This is a genomic window from Colwellia piezophila ATCC BAA-637 (genome assembly GCF_000378625.1).
Lineage (GTDB): Bacteria > Pseudomonadota > Gammaproteobacteria > Enterobacterales > Alteromonadaceae > Colwellia > Colwellia piezophila.
The window spans coordinates 17,960-42,113 of sequence record NZ_KB905161.1; the positions used below are offsets into that span (position 1 = coordinate 17,960).

Sequence of the window (24,154 nt, forward strand, 5' to 3'; positions counted from 1 at the left end):
AAAAAGGATAATGAAGTCATTCATTATCCTTTTTTATTAACACTACATATAAAGTTCGGCTTAGTATGGCAATCGCTATAAAGCTCTCTCAATCATAAGTTTGTTACGTCAATTCTGTTTGTTAAGTTATTTTCAAGTGCGGCTTTTTTCTCACGCTGCTGACGTTTTTCACACGGGTTATCACAATTACACTCTTTGTCGATACCAACGCTAGCTAGGCCTCCACAACTTCCTGCTAAGGTTTTATTCTGAAAAATATAACCCACTGCCATCGCAGCACCTACCACAAGGAAAAAACCAAAGGTGATAAAAAAAATCATCATAATACTATGCTCTCAACTTACTTAACTTATTTTAATTTACTTCACTAAAGATCACCAATGCTCAGGACAGGAGTCATTGCTTTAAGTGATATCTGGACATTTTTTACCAAAATAAAAAATTGCTCAGCGTTATACCAATTTCATTAAATCATTGCTCACTTGTGCTGGCTAAAATAGTCCAAAACTACGTTGCTCTCAATTCCAATAGCCTGCTATTGCTCAATCGAGCGCCTTGTCCTGAAATATTTTTCCTATGCACAACAAGACCACAAACTTAATGAAAGTGGTATTACTTCAAATATTGTTTGAATTTTACCGTAAATCGCTCATCAAAGCCATTTTCAGTTTTAGCAATAAATAATGCCGCCACATTATTTTCCACAGCAAAAGCCATGCCTTTTTCCATGCCCATTACCATTAACGAGGTTGATAAACCATCAGCCGTCATGGATGAGGCATGAATGACAGTTACCGAGACTAAATTATGGGTAATGGGTTTGCCGGTATCTGGATCAATAATATGTGAAAAACGTACGCCGTCAGCTTCAAAATAATTTCGGTAATCACCTGAGGTTGCTACAGCATTATCTTTAGGGATGATGACTTGATGAATTTCTCGCTCTTCACCACTAGAATCGAGAATTGGCTTTTCTATTGCGATAGCCCATAACTCGCCGGTATGCTTAAAGCCTCTTAAGCGCATTTCTCCGCCTATTTCTACTAAATAGTTAGTAAATCCATGACTTTCAATTAACTCAGCAACAACATCAACGCCATAGCCTTTGGCAATCGTAGATAAATCTATATACAAGTCAGGGATATTTTTAGATAGTTTGTTGCCCTCTAATGTTAAGTTCTCCAAACCGACACGCTTATGAGTCGTTGCAATTACCTCATCACTAGGTGCAGTTTCAGGACGTTGCTCAGGACCAAAACCCCAAAGGTTAACTAATGGACCAATACTGACATCAAGCTTGCCCTCACTTAAGTTCCATAAGCGAATTGACTCTTTCATCACTCGAGCTAAACCGACACTAATTTCAATCGCATCTGTTGAGCGACTTTTATTAAAACGAGATAATTCAGAGTTAGAAATATAGGTCGACATTTCTTGGTTAACTTGCTTTAGCGCTGCATCAATTTTTTGCGGTAATTTCAGCGCTTGCAACTGCTCTTGTGTTGCCACTATTTTAATATTATACGTAGTGCCCATGGTACGACCTTGCAGTAATACTTCAATTGCATTTGAAGGATTACTCGGGAAACAAGCCGATAGGCTTAACACTAAAACAGTTAATAACAGTAGTTTAAGTTTATTCATAAGGGTTCCAAATTATTATTTATATCGCTATATTCTTAGCTGAAAAATATAGCGATATAAATAACCTATTTACTGTAATCAGTTCTTAAAATAATAAAGACGACCGAAGTCGTCTTTATTCTAAATGTTCATTCGATAATTAATTGTTTAACTTTTAACGCTGAATATTGCCTTTAGTTCGAGAAGGCTGCGCGGAGTTGACGGTAGTCAATGAGCACAGCCGACGACAAAATTAAGGCGATAGGCAAGTTAAAATAAACGATTAGCCGCCGAAGTCATCTAGCATGATATTTTCGTCTTCTACGCCTAAATCTTTAAGCATACCGATAACAGCAGCATTCATCATTGGAGGACCACACATGTAGTACTCACAATCTTCTGGCGCTTCATGATCTTTCAGGTAATTTTCAAAAAGTACATTATGAATAAAACCAGTCATGCCATCCCAGTTATCACCTGGTTGCGGATCAGACAAGGCAACATGCCAGACAAAGTTGTCATTTTCAGCCGCTAGGCCGTTATAATCATCTTCATAGAACATTTCACGTTTAGAGCGTGCACCATACCAGAAACTTATTTTACGCTTAGACTTAAGGCGCTTAAGTTGGTCAAAGATATGAGAACGCATCGGCGCCATACCAGCACCACCACCAATAAAGACCATTTCATTATCAGTTTCTTTAGCGAAGAACTCACCAAAAGGACCTGAAATAGTGACTTTATCACCAGCTTTAAGGCTGAAGATGTACGAAGACATTTTACCCGCTGGTAAATGTAAGCGTCCAGGAGGCGGCGTAGCAATACGCACGTTCAGCATAATAATGCCTTCTTCTTCTGGGTAACTTGCCATTGAATAAGCACGTAAAGTTTCTTCATCAACTTTTGATTCAACATCAAAGAAGCCAAAGTGTTGCCAATCGCCTCGGTACTGTTCATCAATGTCAAAATCTTTATATTTAACATGATGGGCTGGGGCTTCAATTTGAATGTAACCACCTGCTTTAAACGGTACTGATTCGCCATCAGGAATTTTTAATATTAATTCTTTGATGAAGGTTGCTTGGTTATCATTAGAGATAACTTCACATTCCCACTTTTGCACGCCGAAGATTTCATCTTCAACTTCAATAACCATGTCTTGCTTAACCGCAACTTGACAGGCTAAACGACAGCCAGTTTTGGCTTGGCGTTTAGTAATATGGCCTTCTTCGGTTGGTAATATATCACCACCACCTGAATGCACGTCAACACGACATTGACCACAAGTGCCACCGCCGCCACATGCTGAAGGAATAAAAATTCCTTGGTCAGCTAATGCGCCTAATAATTTACCACCAGCAGCCGTTGTTACAGACTTAGATGGGTCGCCATTTATACTTATTACAACGTCACCTGAAGAAACCAACTTTGATTTAGCGAATAAAATCACTACAACCAAAGCTAATACTATCGCGGTAAACATTGATATGCCGAGAATAATTTCCATCGACTTTTCCTTTAATTTTTTTAAAACCTCTAACCTAATTATTAACGAGTAACAAAATTAGGTTGCGTAGTATCGCTGCCAACATAGTAATGGCAGCCATAATGCGTGAGATAAACCGTTACAGGGAAATACCACCGAAAGACAAGAAGCCAAAGGCCATTAATCCAGCAGTAATAAACGTAATACCTAAACCTTTTAATCCGTCTGGCACATCAGAGTATTTCATCTTTTCACGCAAACCAGCCATTAATACGATTGCTAACATCCAACCTACACCTGAGCCAATGCCGTAAACAACACTTTCGCCAAAGGTAAGGTTTTTCGCAACCATAAAGGATACCGCACCAAAAATGGCACAGTTAACAGTAATTAAAGGTAGGAATATGCCAAGTGCCTGATACAAAGCAGGGAAATATTTATCTAAAATCATTTCCAAAATTTGTACTAAGGCAGCAATTACCCCGATAAATGTGATAAATGACAGGAAGCTAAGGTCAATTGATTCTTTCGGATCCGTAATGCCCATTAGGCTATCAAGTGCTCCAGGCGCTAAAATAGCTTGGTAGATAACTTGGTTAGCAGGAACTGCTAAACCTAAGACCACTACCACTGCAACACCTAAGCCAATGGCTGTACTTACTTTCTTAGACACTGCTAAGAATGTACACATACCTAAGAAGAAACTTAGCGCCATATTCTCAATGAAGATGGTTTTAATAAAAATACTTAAATAATGTTCCATAGGTTTAATCCTTCTCTACTTGTTCAGGTTTCCACTGGCGAATTGCCCAGATGATTAAACCAATAATGAAGAATGAACTAAATGGTAAAACCAATAAGCCGTTACCTTGATACCAGCCACCGTTTTGCGTTAACTTAAATATCTCAACACCGAACAGAGTACCAAAACCGAATAATTCACGGAAAAAAGCAACAACCATTAATACTGCGCCGTAACCTAAACCATTACCTATACCGTCTAAGAAACTCACACCTGGCTTTTCTTTCATTGCAAAAGCTTCAGCACGACCCATAACAATACAGTTAGTGATGATCAGACCAATAAATACTGATAACTCTTTCGATAATTGATACGAGAAAGCTTTCAAAACTTGGTCAACCACGATTACTAGTGAGGCAATAATTGCCATTTGCACAATAATCCGCACACTTGATGGTATTTGCTTACGAATAATCGAAATAAACAAGTTAGAGAAAGCCGTAACTAACATTACCGCCAATGACATTACTAGCGCATTTTCCATTGAACTAGTAACAGCAAGCGCAGAACAAACCCCTAATACTTGTAAAGCAATTGGGTTGTTATCGACAACAGGTCCAAAGAGGACTTTTTTAGTATCTGAAGACATTAATCAAGCCCTCCATCTTTAAATTTGCTGATGAAAGGACCATAGCCCTCATCACCTAACCAAAAGTGTAAAGTATGCTCAACGCCATTACTGGTTAATGTCGCACCAGATAGAGCATCAACACCGTGAATGTCACCTTTTTTAGCGCCACCTTTAACGATTTTAATGGCGATATCACCTTGCTCGTTAAACATTTTTTTACCTGGCCATAAGGCTTTCCATCTCGGGTTAAGCACTTCAGCGCCTAATCCAGGGGTTTCCTTAAGTTCAGAGTAAACTACGCTGCTAACGGTATTTAAATCAGCTTCTAAGCCAACAAAACCATACATTAAATCCCATAAGCCCATGCCTAAGATAGGTAAGACAATAGTATTTAATTGACCTTGTTCGTTTTTAACTAAGTAAACAACCGCGCTATTAGCACGACGGTTAATACCCGCCATATCATTTTTAGGTTTTATGCTTTGAGTCACATCACGTGCAGCACTACGTTCATCAAAAGCATTAACATCACCCTCAATAATTGCCCCTGAATCAAGGTCAATCATTTTAGCAACAACATATTTTTCGTAAGTACTTACGATACTTTTATCTTCGCTACCAGCAACTTTTATGTTTTCCGGTTTTAAAGCGACAGCTAATAAATTAGAGGCTTCAAGAATTTTAGTTTGTTTGTCGAGCAATTTGTTAGCCGTTTGTAATGGTTTCAAGCCCACTGCCGCCACTGATACCAGAGCAGCACATACTAAACAAATAATTAAAACAAAGATCAGCGTTCCGGCAACCGTTTCCGTTTTTTTAGTATTAGACATTGCGTGCAAGCCTCCGTTTGATATTGCCTTGTACTACAAAGTAGTCAAACAATGGTGCGAACAAGTTAGCGAATAAAATAGCTAACATCATACCTTCTGGGAATGCCGGGTTAACAACACGAACCAATACCACCATCACGCCAACTAAAGCGCCAAACCAGTATTTACCTGTATTGGTAAACGAAGCAGACACTGGGTCGGTTGCCATAAACATCATACCAAAAGCAAAACCACCAATAACTAAGTGCCAATGCCAAGGCATAGCAAACATAGCATTAGTCTCACTACCAATAACATTGAATAACAACGAGGTAAGTACCATACCGCCAAACACACCTAAGACGATGCGCCATGAAGCAATGCCTTTATATAGGATGTAAGCACCACCTAATAAAATAGCAAATGTTGATACTTCACCGACAGAGCCTGGAATAAAGCCCCAGAAAGCATTCCACCAATCTGCATTCATGGTGTAATCAACCATGCCCGCCGTACCAGCATTAAATGCACTTAACATAGTAGCGCCTGAGAAGCCGTCAACAGCAACCCAAACTGCATCACCTGATATTTGAGCAGGATAAGCAAAGAACAAGAATGCACGACCGGCTAAGGCAGGGTTTAAGAAGTTTTTACCTGTACCACCAAAGATTTCTTTAGCGATAACGATACCAAAAGTAATACCAATGGCTACTTGCCATAATGGAATACTCGCTGGCAAGATAAGGGCGAATAAAATAGAAGAAACGAAGAAACCTTCATTGACTTCATGTTTACGCACTGCAGCAAAAAGAACTTCCCAGAAACCACCTACAGCAAACGTTACCGCGTAGATAGGTAGAAAGAAACAAGCACCATAAAGCATCATGCTAAACGTATCAGAACTGGCCGTTAGTGTACCACCAAGCAAGGTAAATAAATCAACCTGCCAAGATTGTGGTAAAGCATAACCTGCCGCTAATGCGTCAACAGCTTGATAACCAATGTTATACATACCAAAGAACATAGCAGGGAAAACCGCAAGCCATACTGTGATCATGATACGTTTTAAGTCGATGCTGTCACGAAGATGCGTTTTACCTTTGTTCACATAACCTGGTGTGAACAAACCGGTAGCTACAGCTTCATAAAGTGCAAACCATTTCTCATGTTTGCCGCCTTTTTCAAAATGCGGTTCAATGTCTTCAATAAACTTTTTCAAGCCCATGACTAACCTTCCTTTTCGATTGTGGTTAGGCAATCACGAAGAATTACACCGTAATCTGTTTTGCCTGGACAAACAAATGTACACAGTGCTAAATCTTCTTCGTCTAGCTCTAAGGCACCTAATTGTTGCGCGCCATCGGTATCACCAGAGCAAATATCGCGTAAAAACAAGGTAGGTAAAATATCTAATGGCATAACACGTTCAAAGTTACCAATAGGTACCATGGCACGTGAACTACCGTTAGTGGTAGTGGTCATGTTAAATAACTTACTCGGGAAGAAATGCGATAAATAAGCGCGTGTTACTGAGAATTTATTAGAGCCTGGGTACATATAACCAATAAACTCTTTTTCTCGACCTTCAAGAATTAAAGATATTTGTACGTTATAACGACCTAAGTAACCGTGAACAGCTGTTGCCGTTGAACCCATTAATAATGAGCCCGAAACAACACGCAACTCACCATCAATAGTTTCACCTGCTGATAATTCAGCAGTGCTAGCACCTAGAACCGTACGTACTAAACGTGGGTTAGTAGCAGCTGGGCCGGCAAGTGAAATAACACGGTTATTGTCAAGTTCACCGGTGGTAAATAACTTGGCAACGGCGATAACGTCTTGATAACCAACGTGCCAAACAAATCTGTCGGCGCTTGCTGATTTCAAGAAGTGAATATGCGTACCTACAAGACCTGCAGGGTGCTTACCAGCAAACTCAGTTACTGTTGCATTGTCATCTACTGGGATATTTGCCCCAGGAGCCTTGCTAACAAAAACTTCACCGTCAGTTAAGCGAGATAAAATAGTTAAACCATTTTTAAATGCTTCACTTTGTTCATTAATGATGACTTCTGGATTTGCAGCTAGTGGATTGGTATCCATGGCGCTAACAAAAATCGCAGCAGGTGCACTATCAATCGCAGGTACTTTGCTGAATGGGCGAGTTCTAAATGCTGTCCATAAACCTGAATCAACTAGGTTCTTAACAACGTCTTCGCGTGCTAGAGAAGCAAATTCAGTTGCTGGATAAGCGGTAAACGTTTCTTGATCAGAGCCATCTATATCGATAACAACTGATTGTAAAACACGTTTTTCACCACGGTTAATTTCTTTAACAACACCGGCAGCTTGAGCTGTGAATTTAACGCCAGGATTTTTTTTATCTTCAAAAATCGCTTGACCTTTTTTAACGCGATCACCCACTTTAACAAACATGGTTGGACGCATACCCACAAACTCTTCACCGAGTGTTGCAACGGTTTTGATGGACGGACCATCATGGATTACCTGCTCGGGAATGCCTTTTACAGGAACATCCAAGCCTTTTTTTATTGTAATCATAAACACTTGCACTACTTTTGATGGGAGTATAAAAATCAGTTCGTTAGTTTATCTAATGAATATCGCAGTTTTCAAACCATACAGAATGGAATAAACACCTAAATATCAATTAGATAAAATTAAAGTCACCAATTTCAGTGTATTTCAGTGAAGAATTAATTTTAGCGTTGCCACTAAAGAAAAATACCCACTGGCTCTAAGTTAAAATTTTCTGGCGCGATAGTACCATAAAATGGCCTTTTTATTCTACGGGCATTCAACATTTTTCATTACAATTTAGTCTATTAATATGCTTTTTGCCTAGCTTTAGCAGATAATTTAACCTAGCTATTAACATTAAAGGGTATTTATCGCTTTGAAAGCTAACAAAGCCTACTTGTGGCATCTATTGGGACTTTTATTTTGTCCAAGTAAAACAGCGCTTAAATTGGGGTTTTTGTGGGGATACTAGGTAGGAAATTAGAGTAGATTATGCCTGCTTTAAGCCGGCATAATCTACTGATGAGCCATATAAACATTAATTACGGTATTAGTACTTACGTCGCGTTAAGAGGATTTTTTTAAATAACGGTAACTATTAATACTGATCATCAACACGCTTACCGCTAGCAGAGCTTGAAATACGCCATTAAAAACTAGCGGTGTCATATTGCTAGATGCCATATGGGTAGCAAAAATAATAGTACCGATAAATGCTATGAGCATTATCCACACCACAATATTACTGTGATCTTTTTCTGCTCTCCAAGCCATTAACATTATTGATATTGTGAGCAGACAAAAGACCAATAAAATCGATATTAAATTAATATAAACTTTAAAATTCATATGGCCGAAAACCTTAGCGGTCACAGCCAACAATACCGCTATAAAGCCGTACAATAGCACTTGATTAGAGATGACATAAGCTAGTAAAGCCCGTGAAAAAACCTTTTCAGAGCTAAAGCGGGGCAATATGGCAAGCCGTGCTAAGTAGCTTTTCTTATTTTGAACAATTTGAAATAACGTTATGCTTCCTGTACCTATTATCATTACGGGAATAAGGGTCACCAAGGGGGTAAAAAATTGGCGATAGCTTTCATCGATTACTAGCCCTAAAATACAAATAAGTGCTATTCCTACAGACCACAAAATATAAGCATTTAAGCCAAATGAGTTGACACTTTGACAACTTATCGCTATTAACTGTCGATTTGATAGTGCTGTTGCCTTACCCTGCTTATTAATCAATTTCCGGTAATAATCAAAATTACTGTTTGCCCACCACTGAGATACTTTTGTTCTTTCATTAAAAGGAATACTCTCTTGTACTGCGAGTGTTTGTCCCATACTGACATTCATCATCGCTAAAATTTTACTAACATGGTGTTGGTTACCGCGGTAATTAACCAATTTATTCAATAATAAATATCCCCAACCACCAATCAAAGGCAATAACCATGCTAAAGCGTAAAAAAGTTTACCTTTATTAAAGGGGATATCAAATAGCGCTAGCAGTAATGGTATTAATATAAAGAGCCAAATAAAAATCTGATATTTGGGCTGATAAATCATCGCAACAAAAACGAATGTCGCCAACATTGATATTGAAATAAATGCCAACCATGTCACGACATCCGGTAAGATTAGTAACGTCGGTAATAAGCTGATAATAAATAGTACTTGTAGGTTCTGCTTTAATTTATGTGAAAAATCAGGCAACAGAATAGACATTTTACTGTGCGTTAATAGCGGTAATCGAGTTGCTACCATGAGATAAAACAAGAAGTTACTAAAAGTAATTAAAGTGAATAGTATGTCTTCTCGAGTATCATCATTCATGGTAAGGCGGAACACTAGGGCTAGGCTCCATAATAAGACGATGAATACTTTCGCTAACCAACCGTGTAATAAAATAGCAGTCATTATGCTGTTAACTCCAAGAAAATATCTTCCAGACCCATCGGGTTAATGGTTACTTCTACTGCTTGATTTTGCATCTGTGTTAACCATGCTTTATCAAGTTTAGAGACAATGCCATATTGTCCTTTTGCGAATTTACTGCCACGAAGCAAGTTAGGTATGGTTATATTTTGCTCTTCCTTACAATGCACGGTTAATTGCACAACATTTTCTTTGGTAGCATCTAGGTCATTGAAGTAACAAATCTGGCCTTTATCTAAAATAGCGACTTTATTGGCAATACGTTCAAGATCTGAAGTAATATGGGTTGAAAATATCACCGTGATATCCTCATCACTGACTAAAGTTAAAATTTCTTTTAGGAAATCTCTTCGCCCAGCAGGGTCTAAGGCTGCGGCTGGCTCATCAAAAATCAATAACTTCGGCATTGGCGCCAGTGCTAAAATAATAAGCACACGCTGAACTTGGCCTGGTGATAATTCTGCCATTTTCTTAGTTATGTCAATTTCCCATCTGCCAATGAGATCTGTTACCTTTTCGTCTGACCAAGTAGGATAAAACTGCTTTCTAAAATTGATTAGATCCCTGACAGACAACCAAGATATTTCATCATTTTCTTGTGGCACGTAACCAATAAGGGCTTTGCTCTGCGTTGTTAGTTGCTTATGCGGCTCTCCAAAAATAGTGATTGTGCCACTGTCCACTTCATTCATATTTAATAAGCTTTTTAATAACGTTGATTTACCCGCGCCATTCTTCCCTAACAAACCGACTACATCTCCTTGCTGTATTTTCCAGTTAACGCCAGTTAAAACTTGTTGTTTTTTATATGATTTCGTTAAGTTTTCAATATTAATAATAGTGGTCATACCCTATTCCTTGGTTGCGTTAGTGCTCAGTTATTTAACTACTTTCGATTAATTATTTGGATAATTTCTTGCTGACTTATGCCCATATGGTGAGCTTGAGACAGTAACTCACCAATCATGACCTCTATTATGCTTAACTTATCTTGTTGTAAAGTCTCCTCGTCACGCTGATTAACAATCATGCCTTTCCCACGAAGTCGCGTTAAATAACCGCGTTCCTCTAATAAACCATAGGCCTTAGAGACCGTCATGGGGTTAACATCTAAGTCACTAGCCACTTGTCTAACTGAAGGTAATTGTTGTCCGACGGGAAAATAGCCATTGAGCACCATTCGCTCCACTTGGCTATATAGTTGTTTGTAAATAGGGATGCCTGAACTGGCAGAGATAATAAATTGTTCCATGAGATAGCAGCTCAAATTCTAGTGTATCAATACAATAATACACTGATACGATATTTTCAATGCTTTTATTTATTATGAATAGTTAAAATGGCATTACCGTTGTTATAAACGCATAAAAACACAACTAAATATCAATTAAAGCCAAGAGGATAATTGCACATCAAGTTGTATGCTCTTGTTTCTGAGGAAGTTTACTAACCAGTACTATTTCTCCACTCTTTACGCTATCAATCAAATTAAAGTTACCAATACGGTCAAAATTACTGAGATCAAAATGATCTCCCGCTGAGATTCCTGCCCAGCTATATTTGCCACTGTGGAGAAACGAATGCTACTATCATCAGACTGTTCGTTAAAGCTATAGACTAACTCAAAGGGCTTATTTATATTTTTTAAGTACAGCCCTTCAGTAGTCGACAACCACAACCTTAAATAGCTATCAATAAACATAGTATCCACAGAGCCATGACTCGATTTTATCTCTGACTTTTCAGTGAATGTAATATGCTTTATTTCATTTTTTTGTATATTAAATTCATACAAGCCACTAGCACTACCAATCAATAACTTATCGTCATATTCAAGTATTTCACTGATATAATCACTTGCTCCTCTTAGGCCACTTTTATCAAGCAAGCTAAAAGCAATAAAGTCATTCGTTTCAGGCTGTAGTTTATTCAGACCACCATTTTTGGTGCCAATCCAAATATTGCCATTACTTTATTGTTTTATAGTGGTTATTGCATTGTCAGACAATGAATTAAACTGACCTTTTTTATGCTGAAAGTGTCGGATTAATCCCATCCTATCATTGAGATGAATCACACCACTTGTTTCAGTGCCTAGCCAAATATCACCAGAATTATCGATTAAAATCGACGATATAGACTTTTCATGTATGCTACTGGGAAAGTATTGTGTAAGATCCTTTAGATGGAAGTTATGATCATCTAAAGCAAGAAAATGTAATTTACCCCGCCTGCTGCCTAACCAAATACTGCCATGTTGATCACTCATCAAAGCAGAATAAGCGGCATACCCTAATGTTGAAAATTCCGGGTATTCGTCCTTCAGGTAGTGAAATTTTTAGGTAGAAAAATCGAAATAGGCTACGCCATTAAGTGTTCCTAACCAAAAAGTACTTTGCTGATTTTTCATTATAGAGACTATGGTCTGCGGCCCATTTTTTTGCTGTGCACCACTGTCCTGGTAAAATCGCTTGAACTTATTGTTGGTAATATCAAGTGAGTTTAAGCCTCCGCCCCAAGTACCAATCCATAGCTTTTGATTATTTTCATCAAACAATAATGACTGAATGACATTACTTGATAGTGTGTTGTTATTTGTCGCGCTATTTTTATAAGAAGTTACTTGCTGGCTTCGCTCATTTAACTTGATAACACCATTATCTCTCGTGGCAATCCATAATTCATCTTCATTTCCTTCTACCAAGTCACGTAAGTACAACGAAGAAGCGTTATCGCTATTATCAAGTGGTATTCGTTGGAAGTTATTTTGAAGGGCATTAAACTTATTCAAGCCCCCCTGATGTGGCAATATAGAGCTCCCCCTGTTTAGAAAGTAATAACTTACGAATATTATTATGACTTAAGCTATGCTGATTATCTTTTTCATATTGAAATAACCTGATTTTTTGATTGATATTCGCCAGCTTTACTAGGCCTTTATTTCGTGACCCAAACCATAAGTTTTTATTATTGTCCTGAATAATGGACCAAACCTCCAATTGCTCTAAATCTTAATTAGTACTCTTAAACTCGTAACCATCATAACGTAAGACTCCGCCAGACGTACCCAACCAAATGAAGCCTTGGTGATCTTGAAACATAGTATATATGGCTAAGTTCTCAATTTGTAACGCCCCCAGAGGACTTTGAACATGATATTCGCTAGGTATTGACATTTTATCGGGAAAGCTAGCCTGTGCAGGTTGCCACAGGGTAAGTAGCAAAAGCAGCGAGTGGACAAGGAAATTTTTAACTAACATTAGGCTAAATTCTCACCCTTAATTAAGCACTTTTTGGACGACATTAATTAAGTAAAGTATAAGGGCGGTATTATTGCAATATCACTAATAATCAAATAGCAAAAAGGGGGAAGAAATTTATTGGAATGGGTATTAGACATAAAAAAGCAGCAAAATATTGCTGCTTTACATTTTACCAGTAGGTCTATGCCTAGCTACATAAAGTTGTACGAGTTAACAACTCGCCTTGTTAAGCCTGAAAAATGGCTTCAATTGATAAATTTTGCTGTGATAAAATATCACGTAGTCGTTTTAATGCTTCCACCTGAATTTGACGAACACGCTCTCGCGTTAAACCAATTTCACAGCCGACATCTTCTAGGGTAGCGGCTTCATAGCCAAGTAAGCCAAATCGTCTTGCTAATACTTCTCTTTGCTTAGTATTAAGCTCATTCAACCAATGGATAATATTATTACTCATGTCCTGTGATTGTAAGTCTCTTTCTGGACCGGAACTTTTTTCATCTGCGATAACATCAAGTAAAGCTTTATCTGAATCTCCTGCAAAGGGTGTATCGACAGAAGCAATGCGTTCATTTAATCGCAACATTTTATTGACATCAGCGACGGGTCTATCAAGGTGTATGGCTATATCTTCGGCGGTGGGTTCGTGATCAAGTTTTTGAATTAATTCACGTGAAGCGCGTAAATATATATTAAGCTCTTTGACTACATGAATAGGCAGTCGAATAGTACGGGTTTGATTCATTATTGCCCGTTCAATGGTTTGACGTATCCACCAAGTCGCGTATGTTGAGAAGCGAAAGCCACGCTCTGGATCGAATTTTTCAACAGCTCTAATTAAACCTAAATTACCTTCTTCAATTAGATCTAACAGCGGTAAGCCTCGATTATTATAACGCCTGGCTATCTTCACCACTAAACGGAGATTACTCTCTATCATGCGTTTTCGTGACGTTTCATCCCCTTTTAGGGACAGGCGTGAGAAATATACTTCTTCTTCAGCGGTTAATAATGGCGAAAAGCCTATCTCGCTTAAATAAATCTGCGTAGCGTCTAAATTTGACGGTGCGTCTTCCTTTGATTCGACTGCATTTTCTTCTTTTTGTAATGTGACCATGCCATTCTCCCAAATTTGCAAAGCTTATTTTAATATTTAAATATTCACGGTAACTCCGATTTTTTAGTTTTATCTTAGGTTTATTATTTATTGTTATTATTGTTTAGGTAAATATTTTAAAGGGTCAACCGACTTACCTCGAAAACGTACTTCAAAATGCAACATAACTTTATTAGCATCCGTGTCTCCCATAGTCGCTATAACATCACCGGCGTTTATGAACTGTTGCTCTTTAACAAGAATATGATCGTTATGAGCATAGGCGCTGAGGTAGTCATCATTATGCTTTATGATAATGAGTTTACCATAGCCCCGAAGAGCATTACCTGCGTAAACAACCTTTCCCTTCGCCGAAGATTTAATTTTTGTCCCTCGACGACCGGTAATATCAATGCCTTTATTACCTTGTACGCGACTCGAAAAGTACTCAACCACTTTCCCTTTAACAGGCCACTGCCACTGGCTAATTTTCTGTGAAAAACTTTCCGTTGCCAATGTGGATTTTCCGTATGATTTTCGAGTGTTTACATTTTCACCATACGCCTGCTTTTTAGTAGATGCAAGTGTATTTTTTATATCGTTTTTAGTATTGTGAGTAGAGTTTTTAGTCGGTTTTTTATGCACAAGCTTGTTCTTACTTGCTTGCGGTGATTTTTTACTCTTCGGAGCAACTAAAAGTAATTTTTGTCCTGGATGGATTACATAAGGTGATGAGATTTTATTGAGTTGCGCTATTTTCCTAACATCATTATTCGAACGCCAAGCAATAGAAAAAAGAGTCTCCCCTTTCTTTACCGTGTATTGAGGAGAATTAATGCTATCTTTATTTCGCTCACCTAACACACTTATACTTGATACCGGTGCAGGACTATTCCTACTGCTACAAGAGAAAAGTACAGTACCGAATAAAAAGTAAGCAAATGTGTATTTTGCAATATGAATAAAACTCAAAGGAACTCTTCTCACTGCTTCTCTTTGCGAAAGGTAACTATTTATAAACATAAGAAGCATTGTAATTCACTTAACGTAAGGCAAAATAGCCAACAACAATAACACCAACAAAACCCCAGCCTAACACATCAACCCATTGACGAATCTTTTGTTCCATAGCACTACCACCCCATTTTATCAGGCCGGCCACAAGGAAGAAGCGCATACCTCGGCCTATAGCTGAGGCAATAAAAAACGGTAAAAATGCCATATGTAAAAAGCCAGCACTGACCGTGAATAACTTATAAGGTATTGGCGAGAAGCCAGCAATAAAGACCACCCAAACGCCCCAATCATTAAACCAATTAATTGCGATGTTAAATCTATCTTGATAACCAAATTCAGTAATAATAGGCTGAATCCACGGTTCAAACATCATATAGCCAAGCCAATAACCAACTGCACCACCTAAAATAGAAGCGATAGTAGTTAAACTCGCGTAATACCACGCTTTTTGTGGCTTAGCCAATACCATAGGTGCGAGTAACACATCAGGTGGAATAGGAAAAAATATGGACTCAGCAAAGGTTAAGACCGCCAAAAAACGTGGCGCAAACTGATGTTCAGCCCAGCGTAAAGTCCATTGATAAAGGCTAGAAAATATTTTCACTACAATAAATCTCCGGGTACTAAAGGTACAAAGCGTACTGCTTCTATTTGTTGTTCATTAAAATCATCTCCGTGACGAGTGATAATTTTTAAAATTTGAGTTTTGTCACCTACTGGAATAATTAAGCGTCCACCATCAGCAAGCTGCGCTAATAAAGCAGGGGGTACACTAACGGGTGCAGCAGTAACAATAATAGCCTCAAAAGGCCCTTTACTTTGCCAACCTTGCCATCCATCGCCATGCTTCATCGCCACGTTGTGCAAATCCATCGAACGCAAGCAACGCTTTGCTTGCCATTGAAACGCCTTAATACGCTCCACAGAGTAAACTTTATCCGTCAGTTGCGCCAAAATTGAGGTTTGGTAACCAGAGCCAGTCCCTATTTCTAATATATTTTTAGGCCTACCTGCTGAAAGTAATAATTCAGACATCCTAGCTACGATGTAGGGCTGTGAAATAGTTTGCCCTTGGCCAATAGGTAGTGCGGTATTGTCATAGGCTTTATGTGCCAGAATTTCTGGGACAAAAATATGCCGAGGAGACTGAGCAATTGCTTGTAATACATCAGGATTACTTATGCCTTCACTTTGCAGTTTTTGCGCTAATAATTCTCCACTGCGTTTTGATTTTCCAGCTATACGATTAGACATCATAAAAATACATCTCGATTTAATCTGATAAGTTGAGCTCACTGAGCCAGCATTTAATATTTTCAATACTTCGATGAGCAGTCATATCGACAGTCAACGGTGTTACCGAAGCATAGCCATTGGCAACAGCATGGAAGTCTGTACCCTCGCCGCCATCTAACTCCTGACCTAACAAGCCATACCAATAAATATCACGCTGCCATGGGTCTTGCATTTTTTGCATGCTTTCCGCTTTGTGGCGATGACCCAAACGCGTTACTTTTATTCCTTTTAGCTCTGCTAAAGGAATATTGGGCACATTGATATTTAAAATTTGATCTGCGGGTAATGGATGGGTTCGTAAACGTTGGATAATTTTTGCAGTCACCACGGCAGCCGTTTGATAGTGCTGCTCGTTTTTACCCGCTAAAGATACCGCTATAGCGGGCATGCCCATATGACGACCTTCAGTTGCCGCCGCGACAGTGCCTGAATATAAGGTATCATCACCTAAGTTAGCGCCTTTATTAATACCCGCAACCACTAAATCACAATCGGTATAAAGCTGACTAAGTCCTAAATGCACTGAATCGGTCGGTGTGCCATTAACCGAGGTAAAACCATTATCTAACTGCTGGGTTCGCAACGGATTGAGTAATGTTAAAGAGTTACTAGCACCGCTACAGTTTCTATCTGGCGCTACGACATTGACGGTAAAGTGCTTATTCAGTTCATCAAAAAGTATTTTGATGCCTAAGGCGTGTACACCGTCGTCGTTACTTAATAATATCTTCATTTTATCGGGTGAAATATGCTTATCCATTACTTGTAACTGGCGCTATTGGGGCTAAACTAGCGCTTGTTTGCCTTTTATCAATACGGGTGGTCATATCTCGGTAAGTTAACAGTTCACGTAAAATGGTTGTTGCATAACTGCCTGCGGGTAGAAAAAAACTCACTTTTACGGTGTTACTTTCGGTTTGATCTGGCAATAACTCAATATTGGTATCACTGATAGTTAAGCGAATGCGGCGTCGTTCCTGCTTCAAGCCAAAGCGAGGCAGCCCTTGGCAAAACGCGTCATGCTCTTCGGCTATTTTCTGCTCGAGCAGAAGCGGTTCATTGCTAGTCATTAACTCACCTGCACCCCACATTGGCGCAGTAATATCAATATCTTTATCAATAAAACGCTGCTTAATAAGGCTATCGATTTCATCAAGATGAAAGACCGATTGTGTGCCAGCTAGCATCAATACATCCCCTACTGCGACCTTATCAAAACACTGCTGCTTAATACGCTCATTGATGACTGCATTAAAAATATGAGAACGCGCTGCTGATAGATACATACCGCGTTTTTTCTTATCTTTAACCTTTTGACCAGAGAATAAAGCTAAGGCTCGCTCTATATTGCCGCCACCAATGCCAAAACGTTGTTCGCCAAAATAATTAGGAACGCCATGCTCAACTATCTTTTGCCAGCGTTCTGTCAATGCTTTAATAGCCGTGACATCACGTAAGATAATATCAAATCGATTACCCGTTAATGCGCCAGTGCGTAATTTTTTATTATGTCGTTTATATGATAAAACCTCTACGCCTTCGATATTCAAATCAGCTAAGTTATATTCCTGTTTCCCCGGAACATGCACACCAAACCACTGTTCTGTAACAGCAAAGCGATCTTTTAAACCTGCGTACGATACTAGCTGCTCTTTTACTTCGAAATACTTAGCTAGCTCTCGAGCGACAAACAAGGTATTAGCGCCTGTTTTTCTAATATGGACGAATAAATGCTCACCTTCACCACAAGGCAAAAAGGGTAATTGCTCAAAAACTTTAAAGTCGGTTATCTGGCTACGTAATGAACCGCTGGACTCTGGTTTTCCGTGTAAATAAGCTTGTTCTGTTAACATATATTCATCTTCTTCTAATGCTGTGGTGAGCCCGTTTGAGCGAGTAAAAACTAAATGTTTTGAATTTCTTCCATTGGCGGAAGTGGTTGTTCTATTGCCATTAACAGAACGACTGCATGTACCGAGATACCTTCTTTTCGTCCGGTATAACCCAATTTTTCAGTGGTCGTGGCTTTGACGTTTACTTGTTCCATACTTGTTTGTAAATCTTCACTTAAACAAGCTCGCATCGCTAATAAATGTGGCGCCATTTTGGGGGCTTGGGCAACAATAGTGATATCGGTATTACCAATTTCAAACCCTTTTTCAATCATGAGTGAAACCACATGACGCAATAAAATTCGGCTCGAAATATTTTCATATTGGCCATCGGTGTCAGGGAAGTGATTACCAATATCCGCTAAACAAAGCGCACCTAAAATGGCATCACACAGTGCATGAATAGCAACATCACCGTCTGAATGGGCGATAAAGCCCTGCTCAAAAGGGATTTTAACCCCACCAAGAACGATAGGCCCTTGGCCGCCAAACTTATGTACATCAAAACCATGACCTATACGCATTTTATCGTCCTTTTATCTAGCGAGTCGATTGTTTATTTAGGTAAAACTCAGCTAATGCCAAATCATCCGGGTGAGTAATCTTAATATTTTCACAACTTGCCGATACCAGTAAACTTTCAAGGCCGGCATATTCAATGGCAGACGCTTCATCGGTAATGCTGCCCCCGTGTTCGATTGCCGATTCGATAGCATTAGTTAGCTCTGAGGTTTTATAGAGTTGCGGGGTCAAGGCATGCCATAATTGCTCTCTATCAACAGTATTTTTAATAACGTTATTACCCGCTTTTTTAGCCACACCACGTTTCATGGTATCTCGAACGGGTGTCGCTAAAATACCACCACAGTCATTTTCTAGGCATTGGCTTATGAGTCTATCGATATCTTGATGTGTCACACAGGGCCGGGCTGCATCATGCACTAAAACCCAAGGGTATGCTTGTACATCAACTGCCTTTAGGCCACTCAATACAGAATCTACCCGTTCAGCGCCTCCTTTTACCCGAATAATATCTTTATGTTGAGCTAAGCTAGATTCACTAAAATACTGATCGTGCTCACCTAACGCTAAAATAACGCGAGTAATCAAAGGGTGGCTTAACAACCTCATCACAGTATGGTGCAGAATACTTTCATTATTAATACGTAAGTATTGTTTCGGGCAATTGGCTTGCATTCTTTTACCCACACCCGCAGCCGGTACAATAACAATAAATTTTTGTGTAAATGTCATTAAAAACTAACCTTGGTTGTCATTGCGATAACTATTAAAACCAGCACTATTCTCTTTTGGAATCAGACGAAAAAAAGTTTCACCTTCTTTAATCATACCTAGCTCATTTCGAGCCCGCTCTTCTATGGCTTCAAGCCCTAATTTTAAATCATCGGTATCTGCATAGAGTAATTTATTACGTTGTTGCAGTTTTTCATTCGCATTGAGTTGGCGTACAACATTTTCTTGCAAGATTAGATAATCAGGCACACTATTTTTACCAAACCAAAGTCGGTATTGTAGTAACACTAAAAATATTAGCAAAATAGCTGTAAATACGCGCATAGTAACCTAAATAAAGAACAAAAATGCAGAGGATATTGCGGTTATTATACCTAAGTAAAGGCAGAGTTAAATAGCCAAAGGCTTTTTGAAGTTTTGCCAATTAATTGAACAAGATAGTAATAGCTCTCGCAAGCTAGGGACTATGGGGAGTTGCTTGCTATTACCTTGCCATGAATGACCCGCACAAGCTGATGCCATGATCCTTTTATTTGGCTTAAGTAAGCGTTTATTTAATCCTGGTTGCTTGTTGGTAAATTCATTAGCGTTTAATGAAAACCAACCACCGACATTAGTGCGCAATCTCTGTTTTTCTAAATCTATACGATCAATACAATCAATAATGATGTGATCAGCCAATAATACCGGTACAACTAAACCGACATCAATATTACCCTGCAAGTACCATGAAAAAGCACGTTCCAGCTCTAGTTGTGTTTCCTGCCCCGTTAACGGTAATTTACTGCTTTGTTTTGTTGACCAACTAGCATTCTGATTATCTAACTGCAGCGGCGATGCCCCTTGTGCCATAACTTGCGTCATAGCATGGGCAGTTCTATTAATATAATAAGACACGCTTTTCAAGCGCGCCTGCACAGCCTCAACACGGGTGAAATTACCTTTAGCAATAAGGTTAATTTCACGTTGATAAAGAGCATTACATAATTCAGCAAAGTCCCCTGCTTCAGTATGTGTTTGCCATAAGCTAGACTGTGTCATAGGCGCAAGATTAACTCGTTATAGGTATTCCAGTATTAAACAACAAGCGGAGTAACCAGCACCAAAAGAGCATAATACGCTTTTATCACCGGCGACCAAGTTTTGCTTATTTTTATGTAAAGCAATGATACAGCCGGCTGAGCTAGTATTGGCATACTCATCTAATATAATAGGGGCTTCACTGCTCTTAGGCTCTCTTCCCAGCACTTTTTTAGCAATGAAATTATTCATATTTATATTGGCTTGATGTAAATATAAGCGCTTAATATCGTCAGCACCCAGACCCATTTTTGCCATTTCGCTAGTAATTAAATTAGAGACCATAGGCAATACTTCTTTAAAAACTTTTCGCCCTTGTTGGATAAAAAGTTTATCAACGTCATCAACATTGTCTGGGCTACATTTATTCATATAACCAATATTACTGCGTATATTATTAGAAAATTGGGTAATGGGTTGCTCACTGATGATTTTAAAAACATGCTCACCATTGGCTGTACTCTCATCCTCGATAATAGAAGCGGTAGCTACGTCGCCAAAAATAAAATGACTGTCACGATCACGGTAATTAATTTGTGGTGATAATATTTCAGGGTTGATCACCAACACTGTTTTTGCTGTGCCACTGCGAATAGCATTGGCGGCATTGATAATCCCAAAAGTTGCTGCCGAGCAAGCGACCAGCATATCAAAACCCCAACCACCACAACCAAGAGCATGTTGTATTTCAATAGCAATAGCAGGATAAGAGCGCTGAGTATATGCACAGGCAACAATAACAAGGTCAATATCTGCAGGGGTTTTATTGGCGGCTTTCATGGCTTCTTTAGCTGCCGCAACGCCTATTTCTGCCTGCATAGAAAGTTGTTCATTATCACGCTCCTTAAAACGGGGCGTCATAACATCAACATTTAGAATATCATCTTTCGCCATGACATAGCGGCTTTTGATACCTGAAGCTTTTTCAATAAAAGCACTATCTGAGGGAGATAATGCTGTCACTTTACCCGCACTAATTTCTTGCGCGTGAGTGGCATTAAATTTTTCGACGTATTGATTAAAACAGTGTACTAATTCATCATTTGAGATGCTCTGCGAAGGAGTATACAAACCCGTTCCGCTAATCACAACAGCCATATTAGGTCTCTCAATAAAAAGGGATAAAACACTGGTAGTTATAGTTGCAACTACCTATTTAACAGCAAGTATACTGGTATGACCATGTGATTACCACAAACTCAGTAAAGCAGTAAAGTTCTCCAACACCTTACCCTACTTACTTGTTTATAATACTAATACTACACCACAATACTCCCATTAAAATTCTTTATTCCAAAAGAGATCTGCTAACCAATCAGCACGATAAAGGGCTAAGCGCTTAACGCTCGGTATTCCAACTAAACAGGTAAGCCCCCAACAGTAAAAATAAGCTACTCATCACCAACAAAGCATTAATATGAAAACTAATATCACTCAGTGAGGCCCCCTCTGTTATAACCGCTCTAGCGCCCGCAACTAAATGGGTAAGAGGCATAAAGTTAGCAAAAATTTTCAGCGCCTCAGGCGCCCCTTCTAAACTGAACCAAACGCCTGAGAGCATCATCATAGGCCAAGATGTTAAATTCAATAAACCACCAATAAGCTCCTCACTTTTACTGCGACTTGCGACTAATAAGCCGAGACTAATTAAACAAAATGCCCCTAGTGCTCCAATGATAAATAAATCGATATAGCTTCCTAGCATGAAGAAGTCGAAAAAGAGATTACAGCCACTATAAACGACCGTAGACATAAACATCACTATAAATAAGCGTGATAATAATTGCGCTGAAACAAATTCAAAAGCTGATAATGGTGTTGCTTTTAAGCGTTTAAGTACCGAGTTTTTTCGGTAGCGGACAATGACATAGCCGACACCAAATAGGCAACTAAACATCATATTCATACCTAAAATCCCTGGAAGTACCCAATCTACATAACGAATACTCTGACCACTACTTTGTAAACGAGTAAAATCTGATGGTTGAGCTAGTGGTTGACCGAGGAATATTTTTTCGGCTAAATAACTTTTTGATGACTCTTCATTGACCCAATAACGCTCAGTACTATAATCCACAACCAAATCGAGGCTATGACGGCTAAGTTTTTCTTTAGCGAGTTCGAGGTCGCTATAGTCGATAAAGTCAATAAAACGTATTTTCTTGAGCGTTACTTGCGCCTGACTTTCGCTGTGCTCTTGACCAGCAAGTAAACCTATTTTATAGGCTGAACGGCCCTCACCAGAAAAAATAAATGAAAAACCGACCAAAAGTAAAACGGGGAAAAATAAATTCCAGCCAAGGGATGACTTATCGCGAAAAAACTCAATATTACGCGCTTTAAAAACGGCAATAAAACGTTTGAAATTCATATTAATTCCTACTATATATAGCGTTAAGCTATGCCTTTAAAACTAGACCTACGGACCTATGCCTATAGACCTGAGCTTATAAACCTAAGTCTGAAGAGAGTGACCGGTAAGTTTTAAAAATAAATCATCAAGGTTCGCGGATTTTACATGTAAGCCATCAAGAGAAACCCCCTGTTTCATCAATAGCGATAGTGTTTGTTCCACATTTTTGCTGGTGATCTCGATTCGATCAGCTAATTTATGCCAACCCTGCTCTGTTACTAGCTCACTAGGCACCTGTGCCTGGGGCAGATAGATATAAACATCGTCAAAATGTTTCGCTAATAAATGCTGTGGTGTGCCCGCTGCAATTATTTTACCTTTATCCATAATGACAATATCATCACATAATTTCTCTGCTTCATCCATATAGTGAGTCGTTAAGATAATGGTTTTATTTTGTGCTTTGATGTTGGTAATTAATTGCCAAAAATTTCGTCTCGCATGGGGGTCTAGGCCAGTCGTTGGCTCATCAAGGAAGATGATTTTAGGATCATTTATCAAGGCTAAGGCCAGTAACAAGCGTTGCCTCTGTCCACCTGATAGCAAACGGTTATCTCGATCTAAAAATTCATTTAAATCACACAATTCAATCAATTGATCTTGTGATAGGGTATTTTCATAAAAAGAGGCGAATAAATTAAGGGTTTCTTTAACGGTTAAAAAGTCTTGTAAGGCGGTATTTTGGAACTGAATACCAATCTGTTGAGACATTTGAGCATCAACGGGCTGACCTTGATAAAGCACCTGTCCCGAAGTGGCACTGATAATACCCTCCATAATTTCTATGGTGGTCGTTTTACCTGCGCCATTTGGACCGAGCAAACCAAAGCAATGGCCTTGCTCAACCTCAAAGCTCACCTTATCAACCGCGCAAATATCTTTATACTGCTTGCACAGTGACTGCACGCTAACCGCTGCGCTCATTAACTCGCTCCTTGTTGGTCGATGTCTATTCATACTGTACTACTCAAGGCGTTTAGTAAAATTAAATCACATTTAGTTTTACTAACGTTACTAAAATCAACTAATGGTAATGATTATCATTTGTGTTATTGAGTTTCTTT

29 protein-coding genes are annotated in these 24,154 nt (G+C 38.9%); all 29 read right to left on the reverse strand.

Annotation, left to right across the window (positions count from 1 at the left end; all coding sequences use genetic code 11):
* Positions 1-92 precede the first annotated feature (92 nt).
* A complete protein-coding gene (gene nqrM, locus F580_RS0103395; RefSeq protein WP_019026286.1) occupies positions 93-323 on the reverse strand; it encodes a (Na+)-NQR maturation NqrM in 231 nt (76 codons plus the stop codon).
* 289 nt (positions 324-612) lie between these two features.
* A complete protein-coding gene (locus F580_RS0103400; RefSeq protein ID WP_019026287.1) occupies positions 613-1,644 on the reverse strand; it encodes an FAD:protein FMN transferase in 1,032 nt (343 codons plus the stop codon).
* 262 nt (positions 1,645-1,906) lie between these two features.
* Entirely contained in the window at positions 1,907-3,130 is a 1,224-nt protein-coding gene (gene nqrF, locus F580_RS0103405; RefSeq protein ID WP_019026288.1) for an NADH:ubiquinone reductase (Na(+)-transporting) subunit F, read from the reverse strand.
* 118 nt (positions 3,131-3,248) lie between these two features.
* Positions 3,249-3,872 (reverse strand): NADH:ubiquinone reductase (Na(+)-transporting) subunit E, encoded by a 624-nt coding sequence (gene nqrE, locus F580_RS0103410; protein ID WP_019026289.1) that lies wholly within the window; start codon positions 3,870-3,872, stop codon positions 3,249-3,251.
* Positions 3,873-3,876: 4 nt separating this feature from the next.
* Positions 3,877-4,500 carry an NADH:ubiquinone reductase (Na(+)-transporting) subunit D gene (locus F580_RS0103415; protein ID WP_019026290.1) on the reverse strand — a complete coding sequence of 208 codons (624 nt, stop codon included), beginning with the start codon at positions 4,498-4,500 and terminating at the stop codon, positions 3,877-3,879.
* Entirely contained in the window at positions 4,500-5,312 is an 813-nt protein-coding gene (locus F580_RS0103420; RefSeq protein ID WP_019026291.1) for a Na(+)-translocating NADH-quinone reductase subunit C, read from the reverse strand. Before F580_RS0103420 ends, F580_RS0103415 begins: the two co-directional genes overlap by 1 nt.
* Complete coding sequence (locus tag F580_RS0103425) at positions 5,305-6,516, reverse strand: NADH:ubiquinone reductase (Na(+)-transporting) subunit B (protein ID WP_019026292.1); 1,212 nt, start codon at positions 6,514-6,516, stop codon at positions 5,305-5,307. Before F580_RS0103425 ends, F580_RS0103420 begins: the two co-directional genes overlap by 8 nt.
* Positions 6,517-6,518: 2 nt before the next feature.
* Positions 6,519-7,856 (reverse strand): Na(+)-translocating NADH-quinone reductase subunit A, encoded by a 1,338-nt coding sequence (locus F580_RS0103430; protein ID WP_019026293.1) that lies wholly within the window; start codon positions 7,854-7,856, stop codon positions 6,519-6,521.
* Positions 7,857-8,402: 546 nt separating this feature from the next.
* Positions 8,403-9,761: a hypothetical protein gene (locus F580_RS0103435; RefSeq protein ID WP_019026294.1), complete on the reverse strand. Its 1,359-nt coding sequence runs from the start codon at positions 9,759-9,761 to the stop codon at positions 8,403-8,405.
* Positions 9,761-10,627 (reverse strand): ABC transporter ATP-binding protein, encoded by an 867-nt coding sequence (locus F580_RS0103440; RefSeq protein WP_019026295.1) that lies wholly within the window; start codon positions 10,625-10,627, stop codon positions 9,761-9,763. Before F580_RS0103440 ends, F580_RS0103435 begins: the two co-directional genes overlap by 1 nt.
* 38 nt (positions 10,628-10,665) lie before the next feature.
* On the reverse strand, positions 10,666-11,031 hold the full coding sequence (locus F580_RS0103445; RefSeq protein WP_019026296.1) for a GntR family transcriptional regulator: 366 nt from the start codon (positions 11,029-11,031) through the stop codon (positions 10,666-10,668).
* Between the two features lie 231 nt (positions 11,032-11,262).
* Positions 11,263-11,667: a hypothetical protein gene (locus F580_RS0103450; protein ID WP_019026297.1), complete on the reverse strand. Its 405-nt coding sequence runs from the start codon at positions 11,665-11,667 to the stop codon at positions 11,263-11,265.
* 84 nt (positions 11,668-11,751) lie between these two features.
* On the reverse strand, positions 11,752-12,048 hold the full coding sequence (locus F580_RS27270) for a two-component regulator propeller domain-containing protein (RefSeq protein ID WP_019026298.1): 297 nt from the start codon (positions 12,046-12,048) through the stop codon (positions 11,752-11,754).
* 69 nt (positions 12,049-12,117) lie between these two features.
* The gene (locus F580_RS0103460) at positions 12,118-12,570 is read right to left on the reverse strand and encodes a two-component regulator propeller domain-containing protein (protein WP_019026299.1); all 453 of its coding nucleotides are present in this window, start codon (positions 12,568-12,570) and stop codon (positions 12,118-12,120) included.
* Complete coding sequence (locus tag F580_RS27275; RefSeq protein WP_019026300.1) at positions 12,563-12,778, reverse strand: two-component regulator propeller domain-containing protein; 216 nt, start codon at positions 12,776-12,778, stop codon at positions 12,563-12,565. Before F580_RS27275 ends, F580_RS0103460 begins: the two co-directional genes overlap by 8 nt.
* A 12-nt stretch (positions 12,779-12,790) precedes the next feature.
* Positions 12,791-13,039, reverse strand: coding sequence for a two-component regulator propeller domain-containing protein (locus tag F580_RS0103470; protein WP_019026301.1), 249 nt, complete (start codon positions 13,037-13,039; stop codon positions 12,791-12,793).
* 229 nt (positions 13,040-13,268) lie between these two features.
* Positions 13,269-14,159, reverse strand: coding sequence for an RNA polymerase sigma factor RpoS (gene rpoS, locus F580_RS0103475; protein WP_019026302.1), 891 nt, complete (start codon positions 14,157-14,159; stop codon positions 13,269-13,271).
* A 96-nt stretch (positions 14,160-14,255) separates the two neighbouring features.
* Complete coding sequence (locus F580_RS0103480; protein ID WP_245560584.1) at positions 14,256-15,125, reverse strand: peptidoglycan DD-metalloendopeptidase family protein; 870 nt, start codon at positions 15,123-15,125, stop codon at positions 14,256-14,258.
* Positions 15,126-15,180: 55 nt separating this feature from the next.
* Positions 15,181-15,759 carry a YqaA family protein gene (locus F580_RS0103485; RefSeq protein ID WP_019026304.1) on the reverse strand — a complete coding sequence of 193 codons (579 nt, stop codon included), beginning with the start codon at positions 15,757-15,759 and terminating at the stop codon, positions 15,181-15,183.
* The gene (locus F580_RS0103490; protein ID WP_019026305.1) at positions 15,759-16,409 is read right to left on the reverse strand and encodes a protein-L-isoaspartate(D-aspartate) O-methyltransferase; all 651 of its coding nucleotides are present in this window, start codon (positions 16,407-16,409) and stop codon (positions 15,759-15,761) included. The genes F580_RS0103485 and F580_RS0103490 overlap by 1 nt, the downstream gene beginning before the upstream one ends.
* Positions 16,410-16,428: 19 nt before the next feature.
* Positions 16,429-17,184, reverse strand: a complete 756-nt coding sequence (gene surE, locus F580_RS0103495; protein ID WP_026301224.1) for a 5'/3'-nucleotidase SurE — start codon at positions 17,182-17,184, stop codon at positions 16,429-16,431.
* A gap of 19 nt (positions 17,185-17,203) precedes the next feature.
* The gene (gene truD / locus F580_RS0103500) at positions 17,204-18,304 is read right to left on the reverse strand and encodes a tRNA pseudouridine(13) synthase TruD (protein ID WP_019026307.1); all 1,101 of its coding nucleotides are present in this window, start codon (positions 18,302-18,304) and stop codon (positions 17,204-17,206) included.
* Positions 18,305-18,354: 50 nt separating this feature from the next.
* Positions 18,355-18,867 (reverse strand): 2-C-methyl-D-erythritol 2,4-cyclodiphosphate synthase, encoded by a 513-nt coding sequence (gene ispF, locus F580_RS0103505; RefSeq protein ID WP_019026308.1) that lies wholly within the window; start codon positions 18,865-18,867, stop codon positions 18,355-18,357.
* 16 nt (positions 18,868-18,883) lie between these two features.
* Positions 18,884-19,597 (reverse strand): 2-C-methyl-D-erythritol 4-phosphate cytidylyltransferase, encoded by a 714-nt coding sequence (gene ispD / locus F580_RS0103510; protein WP_019026309.1) that lies wholly within the window; start codon positions 19,595-19,597, stop codon positions 18,884-18,886.
* 6 nt (positions 19,598-19,603) lie between these two features.
* Positions 19,604-19,921: a cell division protein FtsB gene (gene ftsB / locus F580_RS0103515; protein WP_019026310.1), complete on the reverse strand. Its 318-nt coding sequence runs from the start codon at positions 19,919-19,921 to the stop codon at positions 19,604-19,606.
* Positions 19,922-19,987: 66 nt separating this feature from the next.
* Positions 19,988-20,638, reverse strand: coding sequence for a hypothetical protein (locus F580_RS0103520; RefSeq protein ID WP_019026311.1), 651 nt, complete (start codon positions 20,636-20,638; stop codon positions 19,988-19,990).
* Between the two features lie 18 nt (positions 20,639-20,656).
* Complete coding sequence (locus F580_RS0103525; RefSeq protein ID WP_019026312.1) at positions 20,657-21,775, reverse strand: beta-ketoacyl-ACP synthase III; 1,119 nt, start codon at positions 21,773-21,775, stop codon at positions 20,657-20,659.
* Positions 21,776-22,016: 241 nt separating this feature from the next.
* Positions 22,017-23,048, reverse strand: a complete 1,032-nt coding sequence (locus F580_RS0103530) for an ABC transporter permease (RefSeq protein ID WP_019026313.1) — start codon at positions 23,046-23,048, stop codon at positions 22,017-22,019.
* Positions 23,049-23,132: 84 nt separating this feature from the next.
* Entirely contained in the window at positions 23,133-24,014 is an 882-nt protein-coding gene (locus F580_RS0103535) for an ABC transporter ATP-binding protein (protein WP_019026314.1), read from the reverse strand.
* Between the last annotated feature and the right edge of the window lie 140 nt (positions 24,015-24,154).